The sequence below is a fragment of the Roseovarius gahaiensis genome (assembly GCF_011601345.1).
GTDB lineage: Bacteria > Pseudomonadota > Alphaproteobacteria > Rhodobacterales > Rhodobacteraceae > Roseovarius > Roseovarius gahaiensis.
Window position 1 is genome coordinate 1 of record NZ_JAAORB010000045.1, and the last position, 21,895, is coordinate 21,895.

Sequence of the window (21,895 nt, forward strand, 5' to 3'; positions counted from 1 at the left end):
TCTTGCCGTGGTCAACGTGACCAATCGTGCCAATGTTCACGTGCGGTTTCGAACGGTCAAACTTTTCCTTTGCCATGATGGCCTCCTAGCTTCTTTTGGATGGCGAGGTCGTCCTCGCCCTACGGGTGATGGGTAGGGCGGGGTTCACCCCGCCATCCCGTTATGCGTATTTTATCTGGATCTCTTCCGAGATGTTCGACGGAACCGGATCGTAATGCGAGAACTGCATCGTGAACTGCGCCCGGCCCGAGGACATGGACCGCAGTGTGTTGATGTAGCCAAACATATTGGCCAGCGGCACATTGGCGTCGATCGCAATGGCGTTGCCGCGGGGTTCTTGGCCGGAAACCTGGCCGCGACGCGACGTCAGATCGCCGATGATGCTGCCGGTGTATTCTTCCGGCGTGATCACTTCCACCTTCATCATCGGTTCCAGCAGCTTGGCGCCAGCCTTTCTCAGACCTTCGCGCATGCACATCCGGGCCGCGATTTCAAAGGCCATGACCGAGGAGTCCACATCGTGGAACTTACCGTCAATCAGCGCGACCTTGAAGTCGATCACGGGGAATCCTGCCAAGGGGCCGCTGTCCATGACCGATTCAATCCCCTTTTCAACGCCCGGGACGTATTCTTTGGGAACCGAACCACCGACGATGCGCGATTCAAAGCTATAACCTTCACCCGCTTCTGTGGGCGAGATGATCATCTTGACTTCGGCAAACTGACCCGAACCACCCGACTGTTTCTTGTGGGTGTAGGTATGCTCGATCTCGTGGCCGATGGTTTCACGGTAGGCCACCTGCGGTGCACCGATGTTTGCATCGACCTTGAATTCGCGCTTCAGGCGGTCAACCAGAATGTCGAGGTGCAGTTCGCCCATGCCTTTCATGATGGTCTGGCCCGACTCGATGTCGGTTTCGACGCGGAAAGACGGATCTTCGGCAGCCAACCGTTGCAGACCCTGAGACATTTTCTCTTGGTCGCCCTTGGTTTTCGGCTCGACCGCGATCTCGATCACCGGATCGGGGAAGGTCATGGTTTCAAGCACAACCGGTTCCTTGGGATCACAGATCGTGTCCCCAGTGGTCGTATCCTTGAGACCCGCCAACGCGATGATGTCGCCTGCGAAAGCTTCTTCGATCTCGGTCCGGTCATTCGAGTGCATCATCATCATACGGCCGATGCGCTCTTTCTTGCCCTTGGTCGCGTTCAGGATCGTGTCGCCCTTGCTCAGGACGCCCGAGTAAACCCGCGTGAAGGTCAGCGAGCCGACGAAGGGGTCGTTCATAATTTTGAACGCCAGACCCGAGAACGGCATGGTGTCGTCCGCACGGCGCGGAATGTCGCGTGTCTCGGTCTCGTCATCCGGAGCGAAGCCCATGTAATCGACCACGTCCAGCGGGCTGGGCAGATAGTCGACGACCGCGTTCAACAGCGGCTGCACGCCCTTGTTTTTGAAGGCCGAGCCACCCAGAACCGGAACGAAGCTGAGCGACAAGGTGCCCTTGCGCACAAGGTTGCGCAACGTGGGAATGTCGGGCTCGTTGCCTTCCAGATACTCCATCATTGCGTCGTCATCCATTTCGACGGCGTTTTCGATCAGCTTGGCACGCCATTCGTCGGCCGTGTCCTTGAGGCTGTCGCGGATCGGCTGACGGGTCCAGGACGCGCCGAGGTCTTCACCTTTCCAGGTCCATTCTTCCATGGTGACCAGATCGATGATGCCTTCCAGCTCGGTTTCAGCGCCGATAGGCAGAGCCACAGGAACCGCTTTGGCCCCGGTCCGCTCTTCGATCATGTTGACGCAGTTATAAAAGTCTGCGCCGATCTTATCCATCTTGTTGACGAACACGATGCGCGGCACCTTGTAGCGGTCAGCCTGACGCCACACGGTTTCGGTCTGCGGCTCAACGCCAGCATTTGCGTCAAGAACACAGATCGCACCGTCGAGAACCGCCAGCGAACGTTCGACTTCAATGGTGAAGTCAACGTGGCCGGGGGTGTCGATGATGTTCATGCGGAACTTGGTGTCAGACGTGCCTTCCGCAGAAGGGTCTTCCTGCCACTGCCAGAAGGTTGTGGTGGCAGCCGACGTGATGGTGATGCCGCGTTCCTGCTCCTGCTCCATCCAGTCCATGGTGGCCGCACCATCGTGCACCTCACCGATGTTGTGGGATTTGCCGGTGTAAAACAGGATGCGTTCCGAGCAGGTCGTTTTGCCTGCGTCGATATGCGCCATGATGCCAAAGTTGCGGTAGCGTTCGAGCGGATAATCGCGTGCCATGGTGTGTTGCCTCTAGGGGTTACCAGCGGTAATGGCTGAAGGCTTTGTTCGCCTCGGCCATCTTGTGGGTGTCTTCGCGCTTTTTCACGGCGGTGCCGCGGCTGTTGACTGCATCCAGCAGTTCACCGGCCAGGCGTTCTTCCATCGTGTTTTCGTTGCGGGCGCGCGATGCTTTGATCAACCAGCGGATCGCAAGCGCCTCGCGGCGTTCGGGCCGAACTTCGACGGGCACCTGATAGGTGGCACCGCCCACACGGCGCGAGCGCACTTCGACCGCGGGCTTGATGTTTTCCAGCGCCTCGTGGAAAATTTCCACCGGGGCGCGCTTGACCTTGCCTTCAACGCGGTCAAGGGCATTGTAAACGATCGTTTCGGCGACGGATTTCTTACCATCGATCATCAGATTGTTCATGAACTTCGTCAGAACCCGATCACCGAATTTGGCGTCGGGCAGGACTTCGCGTTTTTCTGCGGCGTGACGACGGGACATCTTTTATTCCTCTTACTTCGGACGCTTCGCGCCGTATTTCGAACGACGCTGCTTACGATCCTTAACGCCTTGCGTATCAAGAACGCCGCGCAGGATGTGATAGCGCACACCAGGAAGGTCTTTCACACGGCCACCACGGATCAGAACCACCGAGTGTTCCTGAAGGTTGTGACTTTCGCCGGGAATGTAGCTGATGACCTCAAAACCATTGGTCAGGCGCACCTTGGCAACCTTACGCATGGCCGAGTTCGGCTTCTTCGGCGTCGTCGTGTAGACGCGCGTGCAAACGCCACGCTTTTGCGGGCAGCCTTGCAGGTGAATGGATTTCTGACTTCTGATTTTAGGCTGCCGCGGTTTGCGGATCAGCTGCTGGATCGTTGGCATTGGGTCTCTTTCCCCGTCTCTCAACACATGTGTGTGCACGGGGGTGGCCCCATGCGGTTCATCTCATAACGCGTTGCGCGTCCACAAAGCGCAAACACCGCATTCGTTCCCATTCCGAGGTGAACGACGCGGCTGGTTTCCAGAGGATCGGGGCAAATTAAGGCGCCCGGATCTTGACCATTTTAGTTTTGATATCGGCTGTCGGGGCGACCCCCATGACCGGATGAAGCGCGTATAGGGGGAGTCGGGGGGGTTGTCAACAGGCGCCCAAGGGCGTTTGTGCGCTCTCTTGCCTTGTCGCCGCCAGCGTTTCGGCTTGTTCCCGACACGGGGTTTTGTCAGCATGGCACAGACGCCTTTAACGGGCAATCACGTATAGTATCGGACAGTCATGCGCATCATTGGTATTTGCAGGTTTTCCTATCCCGCCCTTGGCGGCTTCAAGCGGATGCATGATAGCGTGCCCGAGCGCGAGGCGTATCTTTACGACCCCGCCCGCATGGAATTACGCTTTCGGCATTTCGAGGCGCTGACACTGCCATCCATCGCACAGCAGCTTGATCCGCGGTTCACCTTCCTTGTTCTGGTCGGTGAAAGCCTGCCGCGCCCGTATCTGGACCGCCTGAACGATATCACTGCCGACGTGCCGCAAATCCGTATCGTGGCCAAGGAACCGATGAAGCACCGTCTGGCCATGCAATTGGCCATCCAAGAGGAACTGGGCGAGAATACCACCGAGTCCATCCAGTTTCGGCTGGATGATGACGATGCCGTGGGTCTGAGTTTTGTGCGCGCCGTGCGCCGCATGGCCCGCAACAGTGCCCGGCTGCGCGAGGGCTGGCCCAACATGGCGTTTGAATTTCGCAGCGGCTACACCGCGCGCCTGTCGTCTCAGGGGATCGCAGCGCGCGCGGTGCAAACCCAGTTCTGGGCGTGCGGGCTTGGCGTGCTGTTTCGCCCCGGGGCCAAGAAGACGGTGATGAACTATGCGCATCACAAGCTGCACGAGAAGATGCCGACCCTGATCGAACCTACATGGCCGATGTATATCCGCGTGGTCCATGATGACAACGATTCAGGTGCAGGCGCACGCCATGGCGCATTGCAACCGCTAGACGACAAGACACGCCATGTGTTTCAAAAACGCTTCAACGTGGACGAAGATCGCGTGAAAGCCTTGTTTTCCGACCCAGTTGCGCCTCGCGATACAGGGTGAACAGGCCGCTGCCCACGATGATCGCCGCGCCAACAAAGGTTAGCGGCGCGGGCCATTCGCCAAACACCAGCCAACCCAGAACCAAGGCCCAGATCAGCCCGGTATACCGAAACGGTGCCACAAAGCTGACCTCGCCCACGCGCATCACCATGATCGAAAACAGGTAGCCACCGATGATCATGAACGCCGCCCCGGCCGTCAGCCCGGCGGCGCGGGCGTCCAGTGCCACCCAGTCATCGGTCAGGCTGGCGATGCCGAAAAACACCATGATCGAGATCGAGGTGATCAAGGTCACGAACATCGACGGTGTCCCGCGTGACAGCGCCCGCGTGGATAAATCGCGCAGCGTGACAAACCCGACAGCGGCCAGAACGTAAAATGAATAGGCGTTGAAATCTTCGGTGCCGGGTCGGACGATCAGCAAAACCCCGGCAAACCCAAGCACGATGGCCCCCATACGCCGCCAGCCCAGCGGATCACGGAACACCACCGCGGCAGCCAGCGTGATGGTCAGCGGGATCGCCTGCAAGATCGCGGTGACATTGGCAATCGGCATGTGAAACAGTGCCGTCAAAAAGAAATAGGCCGCGCCAATTTCACCGATCATGCGCAACCCGATCGCCGCCCAATCACGGCGTGGCACGTTCGCGCGGATCGCCCCCATCCACCACGCGATGAAGCCCACGGCAATCGTTGTCAGGATCCCGCGCAGGAACAAAAGCTGAAACAGCGGCACCTCGCCGGCCAGCGACTTCATAAAGGTGTCATTGACGGTAAACGCCGCCATCGAGGCCATCATCAGAAAAGCCCCGGTCATATTGTCGGATCGTGCCATGCGCGCCTTACCTGTTGTCACCGCCGCATTAGACCCGGATTTTTCCGAGCGGCAAGCCCTTGCAACGCGCGGTCGATCTGGTGGTCCGCCAGTGCCTAGCGGTGTTGGTCCTGTGCCAAGGACAGGGTGATCGCCTCATGCAGCACCGGATTGGCCGCGACAACGCCGTCAACCTGCGGATGCGTGTTGTTGAAACGCAAGGCCTGCCCCCTCCGATCCGAGGTTTGCGCCCCAGCCTCGCGCAGAATCAATTCACCGGCGGCGATGTCCCATTCCCAACTGGGCCGCAGCGTCAGCATCGCGTCAAAGCGCCCTTCGGCCACAAGGCTAAGCCGGTAAGCCAGCGACGGACGATGCGCGCGGATCACATCCGGCGTGCCGCCAATCCAATGCTGTGGGGCAAGGTTGGGCTTGGCCGCCAGCAAGGACGCGCCGCTCAGATCGTTACGGTCGGTCACGCGGATCGGCGCACCGTTCAGAAACGCCCCCTGCCCTTCGGCGGCCACATACATCTTGTCGCGGGCAGGCAGATACACAACCGCCGCTGTCACCACGCCCCTGTCGGCCACGGCCAAGGCATGCGCCCATGTGCCTGAACCTTCGATGAAACTGCGCGTGCCGTCGATGGGATCGACGATGAACACCCGTTCACATGACAGGCGCGCAGCACTGTCTTCGGTTTCTTCCGACAACCAGCCATAGCCGGGGCGCGCGCCGCGCAACTGTTGGGTCAACAGCGCATCAACGGCCATATCCGCCTCGGTCACCGGGCCCAAATCGCCGGGTTTGTCCCAACGTCCGGCGGTCGGCCCGCTGTGGCGCAACGCTTCGTCGCCCGCCGCGCGGGCGGCGTCGATCAGCAGATCAAGATCACTCGCCGGCAATCGTCAGCCCCTCAACCAGAAGCGATGGCACCACACGGCTCAGCCACGGGCGGGCATCGTTGGCTGGGGTCATCTTGCGCAGCATCTCGGGCAAGCTGCCCGCGATGGTGCATTCATTGACCGGATAGGCGATTTGCCCGTTTTCCACCCAAAATCCCGTCGCGCCGCGCGAATAGTCCCCGGTGTTGGGGTTGATCGTGGCGCCAATCATCGAGGTCACAAGCAAACCAGTGCCCATCTGTGCCAGCAGCTCTTCGCGGCTGTGCGGGCCTTGCGTCAGTTCTATGTTCCAAGTGCCGGGGCTGGGCGGGCTGCTGGTGCCACGCTTGGCGCTGCCGGTGGGATCCATCCCCAGTTTACGGGCGTTGGCCAGATCCAAGGCCCACCCGGTCAGCACGCCGTCATCCACAAGCGCGCGGCGCTGTGTCGGCAAACCTTCGGCATCGAACGCGCGCGAGCCCATGGCACGCGGGCGGTGCGGGTCTTCGATGACCGACAGACCCTTGGACAAAACCTGATCGCTCAAACGACCCATCAGCCACGACGACCCGCGCGCGATGGCCGCGCCGTTGCTTGCGGCCAGCAAATGACCGATCAGCGATGATGAAATCCGTTCATCGAACAGCACCGGATAAGCCCCGGTGCGCGGCCTGCGCGGGTTGAGGGCGGCCACCGTCCGTTCGCCTGCGGTGCGCCCGATATCTTGCGGGCGGCGCAGATCGGCCTGAAAAATCCGGCTGTCGCCGTCATAATCGCGTTCCATCCCGGTGCCTTCACCACCGATGGCGACGCAGCTTAACCCACGGTCGGTGCGCTCATACCCGCCGGAAAAGCCATTGGTCGCAGCCATATGGACCGCGCGCCAGCTATAGCCTGCGCTGGCCGATTGCACCTGCGTCACACCATCCACGGCCAGCGCCGCCGCCTCGGCCTCGCGGGCGTCGTCCTGCAAATCCTGTGGCGAGGGTTCGGGGGTGGGATCAGACAGCTCAAGCGCGGCCATGTCCCAGCCTTGCGCCAACTGCGCCGGATCGGCCAGCCCGATATAGGGATCTTCGGGCGCTTCGCGCGCCATGGCGACAGCGCGTTCCGCCAGTGCGCCCAAAACCTCGGGCCGGGCGTCGGACGCTGACACACAAGCCTGACGTTGACCCACCAAGACCCGCAGACCGACATCAATACCTTCTTCACGCTCGGCCTGCTCAAGCGTGCCACCACGCATGTCGATGGTCATCGAGCGGCCTTCGATGGCGATGGCATCAGCGGCGCTGGCACCCGCTTTGCGGGCGGCGTTCAGCAAGGCATCGGTCAACTGGTCAAGCGGTTGGGTCATCTGTATCTCCTGAGTGCGGGCAACAGGTAGCCCCTGCCCCGGCTGCGTGCAAGGTTAAGCCCGCAGTGATTTCCACCCGGTCCGTCGTCAGGTTTCGCCACCGCGTCTGACAGTCCTGACAATTCTTCTGCTTCCAACGCGCAAAAATGCATTATCTTATGCACATCACAGACCAACGGAGCGCAAATTGATGAGCCCGACCAGACGAGATTTCCTAGCTGGTGCCAGCGCAGCGTCCTTCCTTTTGACCCATCACAGCGCAGCGCAGACTGCGACCGGGAGAGTCACGCTTGACGCGGCGCAAACGCGCATTCAGCTAGCGCCGCCCGAGTTTCCCCAAACCGAGGTCTGGGCTTACAACGCCCAAGTGCCCGGACACACCTTGCGCCATACGCGCGGCGACATTTTGGATGTGCAGCTTAAAAATAACCTGTCCCAGGACACGACAATCCACTGGCACGGCCTGCGTCTGCCCAATCCGATGGATGGCGTGCCGGGCTTGACCCAAGCGCCCGTGACGCCGGGCAGCAGTTTTGATTACCGCTTTGCCCTGCGTGATGCAGGCACGTTCTGGTATCATCCGCACGCCAATTCGGTTGAACAGGTTTCGCGAGGGTTGGCGGGCGTGCTGGTGGTCGACGAACCCAAGGCCGAGCGCCCCGATGTGGACGCCGACGAGGTGCTGGTGCTGGATGACTGGCGCATGGCGTCCGATGCGGTGATCCGCGACGATTTCGGCGCACCGCATGACATGTCGCATGCCGGGCGCTTGGGCAATTACATCACCGTCAATGCCCGCCCCGAGATGCGGCGCGCCGCGCCTGCCGGTGGCCGGCTGCGACTGCGGCTGGTGAACACCGCGACCGCGCGGATTTTCGACCTGCGGTTTCGCGGTTTGCAGGTCTGGCTGGCGGCGCTGGATGCCATGCCGCTTGAGACCCCGACCAAGGTGACCGAAGTTGCACTGGCCCCCGCCCAGCGCGCCGATCTGCTGGTGGATATCACCGCAGAGGCGGGCGAAGAGGCGCTTATCGCCTCGGTCGAGCGTGACGGCACCTTTGCGCTGGCCGCCTTCGACGTGACCGGCCCGGCGCGCGCAACGCGCCCGGCCCCCGCCGCCCTGCCCCCCAATGACATGCCAAAGGTTGATCTGAATGAGGCGCGGCAGGTGCCTTTGGTGATGGCGGGCGGCGCGATGCGCGGGCTGCCGGATGGTGGGATGTGGAAGGGCGACAGGATGGACATGCGCCAACTGGCCGGGGCCGGGCAATTCTGGGCCTTCAACGGCATGGTCGGCATGCCCGATGCCCCGATGGTCGAGGCGTTCAAGGGCGAGACCATACGCATCCCGATCGACAACCGCACCGCATTTGCCCATGCCATGCACTTGCACGGCATGCATTTCCGCGAGGTTCTGGACGGCGGCACGCTGGGCCCGTGGCGCGATACGCTGTTGCTGGGCGCGGGGCAAACCCGCGAGATCGCCTTTGTCGCCGACAATCCCGGCGACTGGATGTTTCATTGCCACATGCCCAGCCACCAGATGTCGGGGATGATGAACTGGATCCGGGTAAGCTGAGCCTGTGCAGATAAAGTCAGCATTCGTCCGGGGCACGTCTTCTGGCAGGCCTTGTGCGGGTTGTCAGCGGGCAAAGGGCTGTTCATACTAAGGTTTGCAACCAAAGAGAGACGCGATGCCAGCGGGCGACAAAAGACAGCCGGGATCACTGGGCGAGACGGAAAACGATGCACGGGTGCGCACCACGGCACTGGTGATCATTGCCTTTGCGGTGGTTTTGTTCCTGCTCGTCCAAGCCCGGTTCTTGTTGATCTCACTGGCCGTCGCGATCATCCTGTTTTCGCTGACCTCGGATGTGATCCGGTTGATTGCGCGGCAGCGCATCGGGCGGTTTTCGTTTCCCAACTGGCTGGCATCCATCATCGCGCTGGTATTGATCTCGGCTGCGTTGCTTGTCTTGTCGTCGATCCTGCTGGCGCAATTGAACACAGTCCTGTTCACCACCGTGTCTTATGCCGAACGGGCGCCCGAAGCCGTCGCCTCCTTGTTTTCGTGGATGGGCGAGGACGTGCAACAGGCGGTTTTGAACTCGCTCAGCAGTGTGCAGATTTCAGGCTATGTGCGCACGGTCGCCGGACAGGCCGGTAATTTGATGCAAGGCACCGTGCTGGTCATCTTGTTCGTCGGTTTCCTGTTTGCCGAGCGCATCTGGTTTGACACCAAGATGTCGAATTTTCTGGGCGACGAGGTGCAGGCGGCGCGGGTGAACAGGATCATCACCTCGATCATTCACCGGGTGAACTACTACCTGCTGGTCAAAACCGTGGTCAGCCTGATCACCGGCGCGATGATCTACGCCCTGGCCCGCGTCTTTGGGATCGAACTGGCGCTGGCACTGGGCATTCTGACCTTCATCCTGAACTACATTCCCAATATCGGCTCAATCGTGGCCACGGGGATGGTCGCGCTGGTGGGCTATGTGGAAACCGGCGAGCCGCAAGCAACAGCGGCGCTGTTTCTGATCACCGGGGCAATCCAGTTTTTGAACGGCAATGTCATCGACCCGTGGATGATGGGCCGCGCCCTGCGCTTGTCATCGTTCGGGATCATCATCAGCCTTGCCTTCTGGGGCGCGGTCTGGGGGATTCCGGGCATGTTCCTGTCGGTGCCGATCATGGTGATGCTGCTGGTGGTCTGCAGCCATGTTCCGGGCCTGCGTAAAATTGCGGTTTTACTGTCGCGCGAAGGCCTGCCCGAAGATGAAACCGAGCTGGACCGCATTGGCGAAGAGATCGACAACCGCAAAGCATCCTGATCCCCGCAGAGATTTGCAAAGACAGTGGGTAACTTATGAAACCCGGCACATGCCCTTGATCGTGGCAGCATGCACGTAATCGACGGCCAGCGTGTCGGCGGCGATATCATGTGCCCGCTGCAGCAGATCCTCGGACGTGGTGACCTGATCGAACAGGCCCCATGACAGCCCCTCTTCCGTGGTCAGTTTGTGGCCGCCCATCAGGATCAGCTTGGCCCGCGCGGGGCCCATCAGCTGCGTCAGACGCTTGGGGTCCGACGGTTGCGGCAGAAAGCCCAGCTTCATTACCGGGTAAAACGCCTTGGCCCCTTCAGCGGCAATGCGCAGATCGCAGGCCAGAACCATCCCCATGGCCCCGCCGGCGACCGTGCCATTCAGCGCCGCGATGCTGAGGCCCGGAAAGGTCACGATGGCCGAACTCAGCCGTTCCCACACAGCCGAGGTAGCAAGCCCCGCGCGCGCCGCTTCGATATCGGCCCCTGCGGAAAACACCTTGCCCGCGCCGGTCAGGATCAGCACGCGCGCCTCATCATGGGCGGATTCGGCGATGCGGGCCAGTTCGGTCAGCATCTCATTGGTCAGGGAATTGGCCTTGTCAGGGCGATTGATGGTGACGGTCCAAAGGTTTCCGTCTTTTTCAAGGTCGATCATGTCAGGCCTACTTTTTTGCGAATATCAGGATCACGAAGCGAAATTTCCTGCCCCAGATGGGCGTCGGCGGCGCTGCTACACATCCACAGCAACGCCTTGGCGGGCCAGTCGGCGGGGATGTGTTCGGACCAGTCCAGTTGACTCACCGGATTGATACCGCTGGCCTTGATCTGGTGCTGCATGTCGGTGGCCACGGTTCCGGGCGACAGGCCCAGCACGCGCAGCCCTTGGTCGGCACCTTCCAGATGGGCACTTTCGGTCAGCATCGCGGCACCGGCCTTGGACGCGCAATAGGCGCTCCAGCCCTCCAGCGCGTTATGCGCCGCGCCGGAACTGACGGTGATAATCGTGCCGCCGTGTTGGCGCATCACCGGCATAGCCGCGCGCATCCCGTAAAAAACACCCTTCAGGTTGATGTCGATCAGCTTTCCCCACGCGTCAGGGTCCGCGTCAGAGAGCGGCGCAATCGGTTCGATCACACCGGCGTTTCCGATCAGGATGTCAAGCTGCCCAAACGCCTTGACGCAGGCTGTCACAGCGGCGTCGACCTGCGAAAATTGGCTAACGTCACACGGGATGGCAATGGCCTGTGGTCCCAATTCCTCGGCCAGATCGGTGATGGCATCGGCACTGCGCGCGACCAGCGCCACATTTGCCCCGGCGTTGACAAACGCACGCGCGGCCGCCGCACCAATGCCACGGCTGGCACCCGTGATCAGGGCCGTCTTACCTGTCAAATCCATATCACCCCCCTATGGTCGCATTTGCCCAAGTGGTAACGCGCGTATTCCGCAGCGTCCAGCCAGAACGGCCCTTGACCGCAACCGCCCAAGCGCGGAAGCTGTGGCCAAGTTTTGCATGAAAGGGTTCTGTAAATGGCACCGCGCATATATTTTACCGCCCCAGCGGCGGCAGTGTTTCTTTCCCTATCCAGCTCTGTCGCATTGGCGGACGTGACCCCGGCACAGGTCTGGGACGATTGGAAATCCTACCTTGGTCTTTATGGCTATGACGTTGAGGCAAACATGGCCCAATCGGGCGACACCCTGAACGTGTCTGGTTTGAAAATGACAATGGCCATGCCGGAAGATGAAGGCATGATGACGATCGCCCTGCCCGACATCGGATTTGCCGACAATGGCGATGGCACCGTCTCGGTTGTGATGCCGGACCTGATGCCAATAAGGATCACAGCAAGCGACGACGAAGGACAGGCGTTCGAAGCGGTCGTGAACTATCGCACCCAAGGGTTTACCATGGTCGCGTCGGGCGACACCGATCAAATGACCTATGACTACAAGGCCGACACCGCCGCACTGGAACTGGGCGAGGTGATCGTCGATGGCACCCCGACCGAAGTGGGCAAGGCCAGCATGACGATTTCGGATTTGACCGGCGCGACCGTCACCACAGGCGGCGATTTGCGCGAGACGGAACAGACATTCACATCCGGCGCGGTGGCCTATGTTCTGGATATCGTCGACCCTGAAAGCAGCGCAACCTTGGCATCGCAAGGCTCCATCGACTCGTTCGCGTATACGGGCAGCGGCACCTTGCCCACCGATATGGATGCCACCGATATGGCGGCGATGCTTGACGCCGGGTTCACCATGCAAGCCCGCATGGAGACCGGCCCCGGCAACAGTGCGTTTGCATTCGCGGAAAACGGCGACAGTTTTAAATCCGTCAACACGTCCAACGGTGGAACACTGGGCATCACGATGGATGCGACCAAGATGAGCTATTCCGGCGAAAGACGCGATGTGGAAATGACCCTAGAAACCAACGACCTGCCGTTTCCAGTGCAATTGGCCAGCCAGACGCTTGGGTTCGATCTGACGACTCCGGTGGCGAAATCTGACACGCCTCAGGATTTCGCAGCCTCGCTTACCTTTGCGGATGTCACTGTGTCCGAGCCGGTCTGGGCCTTGTTCGACCCCGGTCAGCAACTGCCACGCGATCCGGCCACGGTGGATATCGACCTGACCGGCAAGGCGCGCTTGATGTTCGACCTGCTGGATCCCGAAAACGCCGAAACGATCGAAAACCTTGATACCCCTCCGGCCGAGGTGCACGCGCTGACCCTCAACAGCCTGACGGTGCGATTGGCCGGTGCGGAACTGACCGGCGAGGGGGATTTCACCTTTGATAACTCCGACCTGGAAAGTTTTGGCGGCATGCCCGCCCCGCTTGGCGCGCTTGACCTGCGGCTGGTGGGCGGCAACGGCCTGCTGGACAAGCTGGTTTCCATGGGGCTTTTGCCACAGGAGCAGGCCAGCGGCGCGCGCATGATGATGGGTCTGTTCGCACGCCCCGGAGAAGGTGAAGACACCTTGGTGTCGCGCATCGAGGTCAACGAAGACGGCCAAGTTATGGCCAATGGCCAACGCTTGAAATAAGCGCTTCGCTTGCGTCGGGTTTCCGGCGTCTTGTCTTTCAATCGCCCTCGCAGGTCACTGCGGGGGCGATTTGTTTTTACAGGGCCGGAGTTGGGGCTGCTATCACATCGCCTGTTTTGGCCGCACCACGTGGAATTCGCCATGCATATATGTCAGCGGTTTTTCCCCAGCATTGGAAATACCTGTGACCTCACCGATACAGATCTGATGGGTGCTGTGGGAATAGGTTGTTTCCAGCGTGCAGGTAAACGCCGTGGCCCGCGGCAAGATCGGGCCAAAGGGCGTGGGTGTAACAGGCGTGCCATGAAACCTGTCGGGCGTCTGGCTGTCAAAGGCCCCCGCAAAGCGCTGCGCGATTTCCACCGCGTCTTCGGGCAGGACATTGACCGTAAAGGTGCCATTCGCCGCCACCGCCTGACCAATGCGGCTATCGGCCTTGAGGCATACCAGAACCGTCGGCGGGTCCGCCGAGAGCGAGGTAAAGGCGCTGACCGTCGCCCCCATTCGGCCACCGGGGCCGTCGGTTGTAACGACAGTGACCGTGGCGGCCACTTGCCGCATGGCAGATAGAAATGCATCACGCGCGTCGGTCATACCGCGCCCCGGCCCGTGAAGATGAAATTATATTTGGTCATGGTGCCGCAACTTTCCCGCCTGCGTTTCAGATTGTGCAAAATCAATAGCCTTACACCAAATAGGCGGTTTCATCGCAACGCCCAAAGAAATTCTCCCAAGACCACGATTTAGCGTAGACCTGCGGCGGTCGTCTGGACTTTTGCTGTGGTCAACCCTGCGCGGCACTGGCATATCTTGGCGCAGTTTCCCATAGCCCGGACAAGGCCTCATGACCCAGATTATCCAGTCTCTTTCCGAGATTTCCAGCCGCTACGACGCCCTTTTCGTTGACCTGTGGGGCTGCGTTCACGACGGGGTGCGCGCCCTGCCCGAGGCCGTAACTGCCTTGCAGGCCTACCGCGATGCAGGTGGCGTGGTGGTTCTTGTCACCAATTCGCCGCGGCCACGGCTTGGCGTGGAACAGCAGCTTGAGACGTTCGGCGTGCCGCGCGACTGCTGGGATACCATCGCCACCTCGGGCGACAGCGCACGCGCCGCGATGTTCCGGGGCATGGTCGGCAGTTCGGTCTATTTCATCGGCGAAGACCGCGACATGACGTTTTTTGAACCGTTGGAAATCATCGACGACCCCGTGCAGGTGACGATTGTGCCACTGGACGAAGCCGACGGCATCGTGTGCACCGGCCCGTTCGACCCGATGGCCGATCTGGAGGTTTACCGCCCCGATTTTCTGTATGCCAAGCAAAAGGGGCTCAAAATGCTATGTGCAAACCCCGATATCGTGGTGGATCGCGGCGACCATCGCGAATGGTGCGCCGGCGCGCTGGCGCGGCTATATACAGAAATGGGCGGGCAAAGCCTGTATTTCGGCAAACCCCATCCGCCAATCTACGATCTGGCGCGCCGAAGGTTGACCGCTACGGGGCACAATTTCGACGCCAAATCGATTCTGGCGATCGGCGACGGGATTCAAACCGATATCGCTGGCGCCATGGGCGAGGATATCGATTCTCTTTTCATATCAGGCGGGCTGGCCGCGACTGAGACCAAAACGTCGCAGCAACCCGATGAAACAGCACTTAATACCTTTTTGGAAAAGGAAAAAATGAACCCGACCTATACGATCGGGCGGCTGCGCTGAATAAAAAGCCCTTGATTTTCTGCGCCTGCAAAGCAATAAAGTTCCAACATACGTCGCAAAAGCGTCTCGAAAATTACTTACCGCCTTAGTCAGGAGGGTCGAATGTTGGACAACATGCCGCGCGGAACCATCACCATCGAAGAGATCGAGATGGGCATGACGCGCAGCCTGCGTAAACTTGTCACCGATGACGACATCGAGATGTTCGCGCAGGTCTCAACCGACCGGAACCCCGTGCATATGGACGATGCCTATGCCCAGGATACGATTTTCGAAGGCCGCATCGCGCATGGTATGCTGACGGCGGGTTTGATCTCGGCGGTGATTGGTGAACAATTGCCGGGTCATGGTTCGGTTTACATGGGCCAGACGTTGAAATTTCTGGGGCCGGTGCGCCCCGGCGATATGGTTCTGGCCGAAGTCGAAGTCACCGGCATTGATCACGCCAAGCGTCGTGTTCAACTGGATTGCCGCTGTATGGTCAACGGCAAGAAAGTGTTGATCGGCGAAGCCACCGTGCTGGCCCCCTCGGGCAAGTTCGACTAAGCGCGCCGGATCATTCGCCCAAGGCCACGCCTTCGCGGCGGGAATCAGCCCCGCCGCGCAACACATCCCCGATGGAAATCGCTTGCAGCCCCGACACCAACGGGCGCTGCGGCACATCATAGCCCAGTTCGGCCAACTCCGACACAAGGCGGGACGACACCCGCCCTTTTTCGGCATCATAGGTGCCAAAGCGATTAACCATGTTGGGCAGGTCTATGGCCTGCTGCACATCCAAACCCCAATCCAGATGCGCGATGATCGCCTTGACTACGTAGCCGATGATGCGACTGCCACCGGGGCTGCCGACAATCAGTACCGGTTGCCCGTCTTTCAACACGATGGTCGGTGCCATCGACGATCTGGGCCGCTTGCCCGGCGCAACGCGATTGGCCACCGGCACGCCATCGACATGGCTGCGAAACGAGAAATCCGTCAGTTCGTTATTCAAAAGAAATCCACGCACCATCAGGCGCGAGCCAAAGGCATTTTCGATGGTCGTCGTCATCGACAGGGCGTTGCCGTAGTGATCAACGATGGAAATATGCGAGGTCGAGGGAAACTCAAGCGCGTCACCATCAGCAAGGTTCAGGCTGTGATCAAACTCGGGCTTGCCCGGCGCAACCTGTCGCAGTGCATCATCGCCGCGCAGCAAGTCGGCCCGTTTGTTCAAGTAATCCTCGGCCACCAACCCTTTGACCGGCACCGGCACGAAATCACTGTCGGCGATGTAACGGCCCCGGTCGGCAAAGGCCAAGCGGCTGGCATCCCCGATCAAGCGCCACGCCTGCACATCGCCCGGCCCCATGGCGGCAAGATCATAAGGCTCTAACATTCCAAGGATCTGCCCGACGGTCAGCCCGCCCGAGGACGGCGGGCCCATGCCGCACACTTCATAGGCGCGATAGGGCACACACACCGGTGCACGTTCCTTGACGCGATAGATCGCCAGATCGACCGTCTCAAGACGCCCCGGATTGCCCGCCGCGCCCTGCACGGTGCCGGCGATGTCGGCCGCGATATCCCCGGTGTAAAACGCTTGCGCCCCGGCATCGGCCAGTCGGCGCAATACCTGCGCATAAGCCGGATTGCGCAACCGTGTGCCCTGCGCAATCGGCTGGCCATCGGGCAGAAAATAATCCCGCGTCGGGCCAAAGCGCGCCAAACGGGCGGCATCGCCCGCCACCAGTTTCGCCAGTCTGGGGCTGACCTTGAAGCCATTTTCGGCCAAGCGGATCGCATCCGTGAACAGATCACGCCAATCAGACCGCCCCCATCTGTCATGCGCCGCTTGCATCAGCGCAGGTGTTCCCGGCACCCCAACCGAACGCCCGCCGACCACGGCATCGAAAAACTGCAAGGGCTGGCCCTGATCATCCTGAAACAGCCGAGGTGTCACGCCAAGCGGGGCCGTTTCACGCCCGTCCAATGTGGTGACCTCGCCAGTGCCGCCATCGCGCCAAACCAGAAACGCACCACCGCCCAAGCCCGAGCTTTGCGGCTCAACCAGACCAAGCACCGCCTGCACCGCAACCATGGCATCGGCTGCCGTGCCGCCCATGCGCAGCACCCGCGCCCCGGCCTCGGCGGCCAAAGGGTTGGCTGCCGCCACCATCCAGTCGCGCGCTTCGACAGGCCGACTGTCGGCCTTGGCATCCTGCGCGGCGGCCACGTCGGGCGCGATGGCGTCGGCGGCTTGTTGCGCCAACACCGCAAACGGCACGAACGCACATAAAACAGCAGCAAAAAAAGGTTTCATGACAAAGCTCCTGTCGACCGCAAACTTGCCGCCTGTGCCGCAGATCACAGCATGGCCGGAACAACTTGATCAGGCGGGCGATGCCCATCATCGAAGGTCTTGATGTTCAAGATCACCTTTTCGCCCATCTCGACACGCCCCTCGACCGTGGCCGAGCCCATATGCGGCAGCAGCACTACATTATCCAAGTCGCGCAGCCGAGGGTTGATCTGGGTTCCGTGTTCATAAACATCCAGACCCGCGCCCAAGATGTCGCCCGCGCGCAGCATTCGTGTCAGGGCGTTTTCGTCGATCACTTCGCCACGGCTTGTGTTCACGATCACCGCGTCCGGTTTCATCAGTTTCAACCGCCTTGCGTTCATCAAATGGAAGGTCGACGGCGTATGCGGGCAGTTGATGCTGATCACATCCATCCGGGCGACCATCTGATCAAGGCTTTCCCAATAGGTCGCGCCAAGCTCGTCCTCGATCTCGGGGCGCAGCCGACGACGGTTGTGATAGTGAATTTGCATCCCAAAGGCCGACGCACGGCGTGCCACGGCCTGACCGATCCGGCCAAGGCCAAGGATACCCAGACGGCGCCCGGCCACACGCCCGCCCATCAAGGCCGTGGGCGACCAGCCCTGCCAATTGCCGCTTTGCATAACGGCCAGCCCTTCGGAAATACGCCGCGTGACCGCAAGCACCAAGGCCATGGCCATATCGGCCGTGTCATCCGCTGACACGCCCGGCGTATTGGTCACAAGGATGCCATGCTGACGGGCTGTGTGGATATCAATGTGATCCACGCCCGCACCGTAATTCGCGATCAGCTTCAACTGATCGCCGGCCTGTGCGATCAGGCCCGCATCAATCCGGTCGGTCAGCGTGGGCACCAGCACATCGGCATATTTCACAGCCTGCGTCAATTCCTGTCGCGACATCGGGCTGTCATCCTCTCGCAACGTGACATCGAACAGATCCTTCATCCGGTTTTCGACCGCTGCGGGCAAGCGTCGCGTTACGACAACACTCAGGCGCTCAGATGGCATCACGGCCCTCCTTTTGCTTTCTTTCGATCTTCGTTGCTGTCAGAGTGACGCAGGAAAGCGCGGGGCACAAGAACCCCATCGCATGCGCGGGCAGAAATCGGATACAAGCCATGAAATCAGTGCTTTCGCGTTTCAGCGTCGTCATCATGCTGGCAATTTTTGCCTTGCCAGACATCGCCGCCACGCAAGAGCGGGGCCCGGTGACGAACCTGCCGATCCCGCGCTTCGTGTCGATGAAGGCCAACGAGGCCAATATCCGGCGCGGGCCCAGTCTGACCCATCGCATAGATTGGGTGTTCAAGCGCAAAGACATCCCGCTTGAGATAACCGCAGAACATGGGCACTGGCGACGCGTGCGCGATCGCGACGGTGCCGGCGGGTGGGTGCATTACTCTCTGTTGTCGGGGGTGCGCACTGCGATCATTGAAAAGGACATGCTGGATTTGCTGTCTCGTCCGCAAGACAATGCAATGGTGGTCGCGCGTCTGGAATTGGGCGTGATCGCACGAATCTCCAGCTGCGATGTCAGCTGGTGCGAAGTCTCGGCAGGTGGCTATGAAGGCTGGGCGCGAAAGGCGCATTTGTGGGGCGTGCGGCCGCAAGAAACACTAGATTGAGGCGGATCGCAAGAAAGCGCGATTTTTTTTGTTTCGGGCCTTGAACCGGCCCAAGGTCCAGAGTAATTACCGCGTCACTGTTGGGGTGTAGCCAAGCGGTAAGGCATCGGTTTTTGGTACCGTGTATCGTAGGTTCGAATCCTACCACCCCAGCCAATGACATCAAAAAACTCCATACTTCCCAATGGGATAGCCGTTGATCAAGCGGCCAGCCTCCCGTCTCCACGTCGCCGTGGTTCACAAACTGGTTCACATCGTGCGCGGTGTAGAACGCAGGAACCGTCGAGAAAATGGGGGCTTCACCTCGTTCGCAGAAACGGGATCTTCTACTTCCGGCGGCGCTGGCCCGAAAAAATCCGCTGTTTCGGCGCGCCTGCATTTCTGTCGGTTTCTCTTCGGACGCACGTCCTCGCCGAAGCGGTAAAGCGGTCTGCCGACCTGCTGTCCGCGATCGAGACAGGAGAGAGAGACGTGCTCAGCGAACTTCAGAACAGCCCGGTCTGCGAAACCCGGGTCAAATCGATGCTGCAAGAGATCGTGCGGCGGGCCGTGGCCGGCATGATCGCCCGCCAAGAGAGTGCGGCCCCCATCGAGGGCGCCGACGCCTATCTCGGCCGGCTCGAAGCTGAGACCGATCGTATCCGGGACGCCCAGCGAACCAGGGACTGGTCGGTGGCCTCCGCCTTCGCGGGAGAAATCGCGCGGCAGAACGGCCTCGACACAGATGCCATCGAGGCCCCCGCGGTTGCCCGGCAAGTGCTCTTTCTCATGCGGCGGCTGAATGAGTTGAACGCCCGCGTAGAACGGGATTTCGACGACCCGCTCGATGTGGGGCGGGAGATACTGCTCGATCATGGGCTAAAGCCGACTCGGGACGCCATGAAGCCGCCCATGGTGCTGTCGGAGGCGATCGAGAGAGCCTGCGAAGAGGCTCCGCAGGACGTCGAGAAAAAGATCCGGGTCATCGGGAAACTCGCCTTGGCTCACTTCGGCGACGTGCCCGTCTCATCAATTGTGCTCGAGCAGTCTTTCGACTTTCTGTTCCAAGTCTGGATGCTGCCAAAAGGTTGGGGAAAGGCACACGGCCGGAATCGCCATGGCCAGACCGGCCGGGAGTTGTGTCCGCTCCAGGAAATCCGCGAGGCCAACGCAAAGGACGCAGAGTTGCTCAATGAGGTCATGAGCCTCGACGGGCTGTCTATACCTGACAAGCGTCGAAGACTGGTAAAGGAACTCATCCCGCGGCTGACAGATGGATACCTGTTTGTCCAACGCGACATGCTCAATCGAATCTTCCGCGCGGCGCTCGGGAAAAAACGCATCGGCCGTGATGTCGATGATGACGATCGGGTCGTTCCGTCGCATTCTCAACTCAAAAGCCGGCTTCGGACTTGGCACAAATCGCAAAAGACACCCTGCAAACTACCCACACGGGTATCGCGCCCGAAGCGGCGCATGTCTTGGTCGCTTGAGCACGTATCACGCCTGTTCCGCTCGCCGATCTACCTTGGCACCTCTTCGCCCAAGCAGCGCAGTCGCAAGGCGACAGCGCGAAAAAGATACATTATCCGGGATGCAATCTACTGGGTTCCCCTGATTATTATCACGATGGGAGTGCGCCCAGAAGAGATCCTCCAGGCCGCCGTATCGGACATCGTTCGCCGCGACGGCATTCTGTGCATCTTCCTTGGAGAGGAAGAAGATGCATACCTGAAAAACGAGCAATCTCGGCGTATTTTGCCGATCCCGCAGATCCTTCTCGAGCTGGGGTTCCGGGAATGGGTCGTCGCGAAAAAGAAGGCAGGCGAGACCTGGCTCTTCCCAGAGATCCAGCCTGACAAGAGCCACGGCCGGCGGTCACAGATCTTCGGCGATCGTCTGCGGAACCTCTTGACGTCTCTAAAGCTCCACGACGCACGTGAAGACATCTACGCGATGCGACGCACGCTTTCCTCGAAGCTCATGGGCCTCGGCATCGACACCGGCACGCGTCAGCGGATTCTCGGTCACCTCGAGGGCACAACCATCGACCGGCATTATTCCGACCATGGCCTGCTGGAACTCAAGGACGTGCTCGATACAGTCGATTATGGTATCGAGGTCGGCGTCGACCGACGGTTCAGCTTCCCGGTCATCACAGGCAACACTACCGCCCTGCAAACGGCGATGGATGTCGACGTGGCGTTGACCGATCGCCGGGAAGTCTCCGCGGTCCTGCTACGCGACGCGGAAACCGACGAGATCGTGTTCGAAGCGTCCGTCTCGGGCCGAAAAGCCCCCTCGGCATATCCGTGGAACGGATGTGCGCCTCTCGAGGAAAGGGAGGTTGCCGCCTCGATCATTTCGCTCAGCCGGCAATATTCCCTGACCATGCCGGCCAGTGAGGAAGCGACGGCCGCCCTCGAGCACCTGCTGATCCTGGTCGACGACAAACCTCTCTATACTCCCTCTGCGAACCGCAAAACCGCGGCGGAACTGCAGAAACCTGAAGAAGAGCTTGTGACCGATTCCGAGCCCGACATTCCGCACCAAGACTGCCGCCCGGTCGATCTCGTCGTAGGAGATCTGGTTGTCTGCGCACTCCCGAACCGTCGCGGCGATATCAGCTCGTCAACCGGGCGTCCTGGGCTAATCGTCGCCACACGTACTCTCGGACAACGAAAGTTTCTCGATATCGCCTGGGGCGGTCCGCTCGAAACCTCCAGACCCGCGCCAAACGACCTCGCAATCACGAGATCGGTGGAACTGGCCGAGGCCCAGCTCGCCATTCCGACACGTTTCAATTTGCGACGGCGTTTCCTTGTGCCGGAGATGGATACAAATTTGCTGCATCGCCGCCTGTGCGTGTTTCGCGTGATGGCGGGCACTGATTTCACCTGATCATGGGCATAGATTTCACGTGATCGTGGGCAGACTTG

Annotated in this window: 19 protein-coding genes, 1 tRNA gene and 1 pseudogene; 10 read left to right on the forward strand and 11 right to left on the reverse strand. The window is 60.4% G+C overall.

Annotated features, from left to right (window positions below):
- Positions 1-160: 160 nt before the first annotated feature.
- Genes fusA through rpsL form a run of 3 tightly spaced genes read right to left on the reverse strand, consistent with a single transcriptional unit; the run spans position 161 to position 3,158 of the window.
- Positions 161-2,284, reverse strand: coding sequence for an elongation factor G (gene fusA, locus HAT86_RS14870; RefSeq protein ID WP_167199592.1), 2,124 nt, complete (start codon positions 2,282-2,284; stop codon positions 161-163).
- A gap of 19 nt (positions 2,285-2,303) precedes the next feature.
- Positions 2,304-2,774: a 30S ribosomal protein S7 gene (gene rpsG / locus HAT86_RS14875; RefSeq protein WP_167199595.1), complete on the reverse strand. Its 471-nt coding sequence runs from the start codon at positions 2,772-2,774 to the stop codon at positions 2,304-2,306.
- Between the two features lie 12 nt (positions 2,775-2,786).
- Positions 2,787-3,158: a 30S ribosomal protein S12 gene (rpsL, locus tag HAT86_RS14880; protein ID WP_167199599.1), complete on the reverse strand. Its 372-nt coding sequence runs from the start codon at positions 3,156-3,158 to the stop codon at positions 2,787-2,789.
- A gap of 391 nt (positions 3,159-3,549) precedes the next feature.
- Between rpsL and HAT86_RS14885 the strand changes: the two genes are divergently transcribed.
- Positions 3,550-4,374 (forward strand): glycosyltransferase, encoded by an 825-nt coding sequence (locus HAT86_RS14885; protein WP_167199602.1) that lies wholly within the window; start codon positions 3,550-3,552, stop codon positions 4,372-4,374.
- On the opposite strand, the gene HAT86_RS14890 is transcribed toward HAT86_RS14885, so the two are convergent.
- The 3 genes from HAT86_RS14890 to HAT86_RS14900 form a co-directional block, all read right to left on the reverse strand.
- Complete coding sequence (locus HAT86_RS14890) at positions 4,307-5,209, reverse strand: DMT family transporter (RefSeq protein ID WP_167199605.1); 903 nt, start codon at positions 5,207-5,209, stop codon at positions 4,307-4,309. The genes HAT86_RS14885 and HAT86_RS14890 overlap by 68 nt on opposite strands.
- A gap of 95 nt (positions 5,210-5,304) precedes the next feature.
- Complete coding sequence (locus tag HAT86_RS14895; protein ID WP_167199608.1) at positions 5,305-6,093, reverse strand: inositol monophosphatase family protein; 789 nt, start codon at positions 6,091-6,093, stop codon at positions 5,305-5,307.
- Complete coding sequence (locus HAT86_RS14900) at positions 6,080-7,426, reverse strand: TldD/PmbA family protein (RefSeq protein ID WP_167199611.1); 1,347 nt, start codon at positions 7,424-7,426, stop codon at positions 6,080-6,082. Before HAT86_RS14900 ends, HAT86_RS14895 begins: the two co-directional genes overlap by 14 nt.
- Before the next feature lie 190 nt (positions 7,427-7,616).
- On the opposite strand from HAT86_RS14900, the gene HAT86_RS14905 reads away from it, so the two are divergent.
- Positions 7,617-9,005: a multicopper oxidase family protein gene (locus HAT86_RS14905; protein WP_167199613.1), complete on the forward strand. Its 1,389-nt coding sequence runs from the start codon at positions 7,617-7,619 to the stop codon at positions 9,003-9,005.
- A gap of 115 nt (positions 9,006-9,120) precedes the next feature.
- Positions 9,121-10,260: an AI-2E family transporter gene (locus HAT86_RS14910; protein ID WP_167199616.1), complete on the forward strand. Its 1,140-nt coding sequence runs from the start codon at positions 9,121-9,123 to the stop codon at positions 10,258-10,260.
- Positions 10,261-10,293: 33 nt separating this feature from the next.
- On the opposite strand, the gene HAT86_RS14915 is transcribed toward HAT86_RS14910, so the two are convergent.
- Together HAT86_RS14915 and HAT86_RS14920 are read right to left on the reverse strand one after the other, a co-directional pair.
- The gene (locus tag HAT86_RS14915) at positions 10,294-10,911 is read right to left on the reverse strand and encodes an enoyl-CoA hydratase/isomerase family protein (protein ID WP_167199619.1); all 618 of its coding nucleotides are present in this window, start codon (positions 10,909-10,911) and stop codon (positions 10,294-10,296) included.
- Entirely contained in the window at positions 10,908-11,654 is a 747-nt protein-coding gene (locus HAT86_RS14920; RefSeq protein ID WP_167199622.1) for an SDR family oxidoreductase, read from the reverse strand. Before HAT86_RS14920 ends, HAT86_RS14915 begins: the two co-directional genes overlap by 4 nt.
- A gap of 132 nt (positions 11,655-11,786) precedes the next feature.
- Here HAT86_RS14920 and HAT86_RS14925 point away from each other — a divergent pair, with 132 nt between their 5' ends.
- Positions 11,787-13,310: a DUF2125 domain-containing protein gene (locus tag HAT86_RS14925; protein ID WP_167199625.1), complete on the forward strand. Its 1,524-nt coding sequence runs from the start codon at positions 11,787-11,789 to the stop codon at positions 13,308-13,310.
- A 102-nt stretch (positions 13,311-13,412) separates the two neighbouring features.
- Here HAT86_RS14925 and HAT86_RS14930 read toward each other — a convergent pair whose 3' ends face one another.
- On the reverse strand, positions 13,413-13,904 hold the full coding sequence (locus HAT86_RS14930) for a flavin reductase family protein (protein ID WP_167199628.1): 492 nt from the start codon (positions 13,902-13,904) through the stop codon (positions 13,413-13,415).
- Positions 13,905-14,154: 250 nt separating this feature from the next.
- Between HAT86_RS14930 and HAT86_RS14935 the strand changes: the two genes are divergently transcribed.
- Together HAT86_RS14935 and HAT86_RS14940 are read left to right on the forward strand one after the other, a co-directional pair.
- Positions 14,155-15,027: a TIGR01459 family HAD-type hydrolase gene (locus HAT86_RS14935; protein WP_167199631.1), complete on the forward strand. Its 873-nt coding sequence runs from the start codon at positions 14,155-14,157 to the stop codon at positions 15,025-15,027.
- Between the two features lie 102 nt (positions 15,028-15,129).
- Positions 15,130-15,573, forward strand: a complete 444-nt coding sequence (locus HAT86_RS14940) for a MaoC family dehydratase (RefSeq protein ID WP_167199634.1) — start codon at positions 15,130-15,132, stop codon at positions 15,571-15,573.
- 10 nt (positions 15,574-15,583) lie between these two features.
- Here HAT86_RS14940 and ggt read toward each other — a convergent pair whose 3' ends face one another.
- Together ggt and HAT86_RS14950 are read right to left on the reverse strand one after the other, a co-directional pair.
- Positions 15,584-17,329 carry a gamma-glutamyltransferase gene (gene ggt, locus HAT86_RS14945; protein ID WP_167199637.1) on the reverse strand — a complete coding sequence of 582 codons (1,746 nt, stop codon included), beginning with the start codon at positions 17,327-17,329 and terminating at the stop codon, positions 15,584-15,586.
- Positions 17,330-17,373: 44 nt separating this feature from the next.
- On the reverse strand, positions 17,374-18,360 hold the full coding sequence (locus tag HAT86_RS14950) for a 2-hydroxyacid dehydrogenase (RefSeq protein ID WP_167199640.1): 987 nt from the start codon (positions 18,358-18,360) through the stop codon (positions 17,374-17,376).
- Between the two features lie 146 nt (positions 18,361-18,506).
- Here HAT86_RS14950 and HAT86_RS14955 point away from each other — a divergent pair, with 146 nt between their 5' ends.
- The 4 genes and pseudogenes from HAT86_RS14955 to HAT86_RS14965 all read left to right on the forward strand — a co-directional run bounded on the left by HAT86_RS14955 (position 18,507) and on the right by HAT86_RS14965 (position 21,857).
- Positions 18,507-18,977, forward strand: coding sequence for an SH3 domain-containing protein (locus HAT86_RS14955; RefSeq protein WP_231125927.1), 471 nt, complete (start codon positions 18,507-18,509; stop codon positions 18,975-18,977).
- Positions 18,978-19,058: 81 nt separating this feature from the next.
- A tRNA-Gln gene (locus HAT86_RS14960) sits at positions 19,059-19,133 on the forward strand.
- Positions 19,134-19,421: pseudogene (locus HAT86_RS17135) on the forward strand (DUF6538 domain-containing protein); the annotation flags it as partial.
- 27 nt (positions 19,422-19,448) lie between these two features.
- Positions 19,449-21,857, forward strand: coding sequence for a tyrosine-type recombinase/integrase (locus tag HAT86_RS14965; RefSeq protein ID WP_167199646.1), 2,409 nt, complete (start codon positions 19,449-19,451; stop codon positions 21,855-21,857).
- Positions 21,858-21,895: the final 38 nt, after the last annotated feature.

Excerpts from the sequence above, each read along its gene's own strand:
- rpsL (WP_167199599.1), bottom strand. The coding sequence starts at position 3,158 with ATGCCAACGATCCAGCAGCTGATCCGCAAACCGCGGCAGCCTAAAATC.
- HAT86_RS14905 (WP_167199613.1), top strand. The coding sequence starts at position 7,617 with ATGAGCCCGACCAGACGAGATTTCCTAGCTGGTGCCAGCGCAGCGTCC.
- ggt (WP_167199637.1), bottom strand. The coding sequence starts at position 17,329 with ATGAAACCTTTTTTTGCTGCTGTTTTATGTGCGTTCGTGCCGTTTGCG.
- HAT86_RS14950 (WP_167199640.1), bottom strand. The coding sequence starts at position 18,360 with ATGCCATCTGAGCGCCTGAGTGTTGTCGTAACGCGACGCTTGCCCGCA.
- HAT86_RS14900 (WP_167199611.1), bottom strand. The coding sequence starts at position 7,426 with ATGACCCAACCGCTTGACCAGTTGACCGATGCCTTGCTGAACGCCGCC.
- HAT86_RS14915 (WP_167199619.1), bottom strand. The coding sequence starts at position 10,911 with ATGATCGACCTTGAAAAAGACGGAAACCTTTGGACCGTCACCATCAAT.
- HAT86_RS14920 (WP_167199622.1), bottom strand. The coding sequence starts at position 11,654 with ATGGATTTGACAGGTAAGACGGCCCTGATCACGGGTGCCAGCCGTGGC.
- rpsG (WP_167199595.1), bottom strand. The coding sequence starts at position 2,774 with ATGTCCCGTCGTCACGCCGCAGAAAAACGCGAAGTCCTGCCCGACGCC.
- HAT86_RS14935 (WP_167199631.1), top strand. The coding sequence starts at position 14,155 with ATGACCCAGATTATCCAGTCTCTTTCCGAGATTTCCAGCCGCTACGAC.
- HAT86_RS14885 (WP_167199602.1), top strand. The coding sequence starts at position 3,550 with ATGCGCATCATTGGTATTTGCAGGTTTTCCTATCCCGCCCTTGGCGGC.
- HAT86_RS14955 (WP_231125927.1), top strand. The coding sequence starts at position 18,507 with ATGCTGGCAATTTTTGCCTTGCCAGACATCGCCGCCACGCAAGAGCGG.
- HAT86_RS14890 (WP_167199605.1), bottom strand. The coding sequence starts at position 5,209 with ATGGCACGATCCGACAATATGACCGGGGCTTTTCTGATGATGGCCTCG.
- HAT86_RS14930 (WP_167199628.1), bottom strand. The coding sequence starts at position 13,904 with ATGACCGACGCGCGTGATGCATTTCTATCTGCCATGCGGCAAGTGGCC.
- HAT86_RS14925 (WP_167199625.1), top strand. The coding sequence starts at position 11,787 with ATGGCACCGCGCATATATTTTACCGCCCCAGCGGCGGCAGTGTTTCTT.
- HAT86_RS14910 (WP_167199616.1), top strand. The coding sequence starts at position 9,121 with ATGCCAGCGGGCGACAAAAGACAGCCGGGATCACTGGGCGAGACGGAA.
- fusA (WP_167199592.1), bottom strand. The coding sequence starts at position 2,284 with ATGGCACGCGATTATCCGCTCGAACGCTACCGCAACTTTGGCATCATG.
- HAT86_RS14940 (WP_167199634.1), top strand. The coding sequence starts at position 15,130 with ATGTTGGACAACATGCCGCGCGGAACCATCACCATCGAAGAGATCGAG.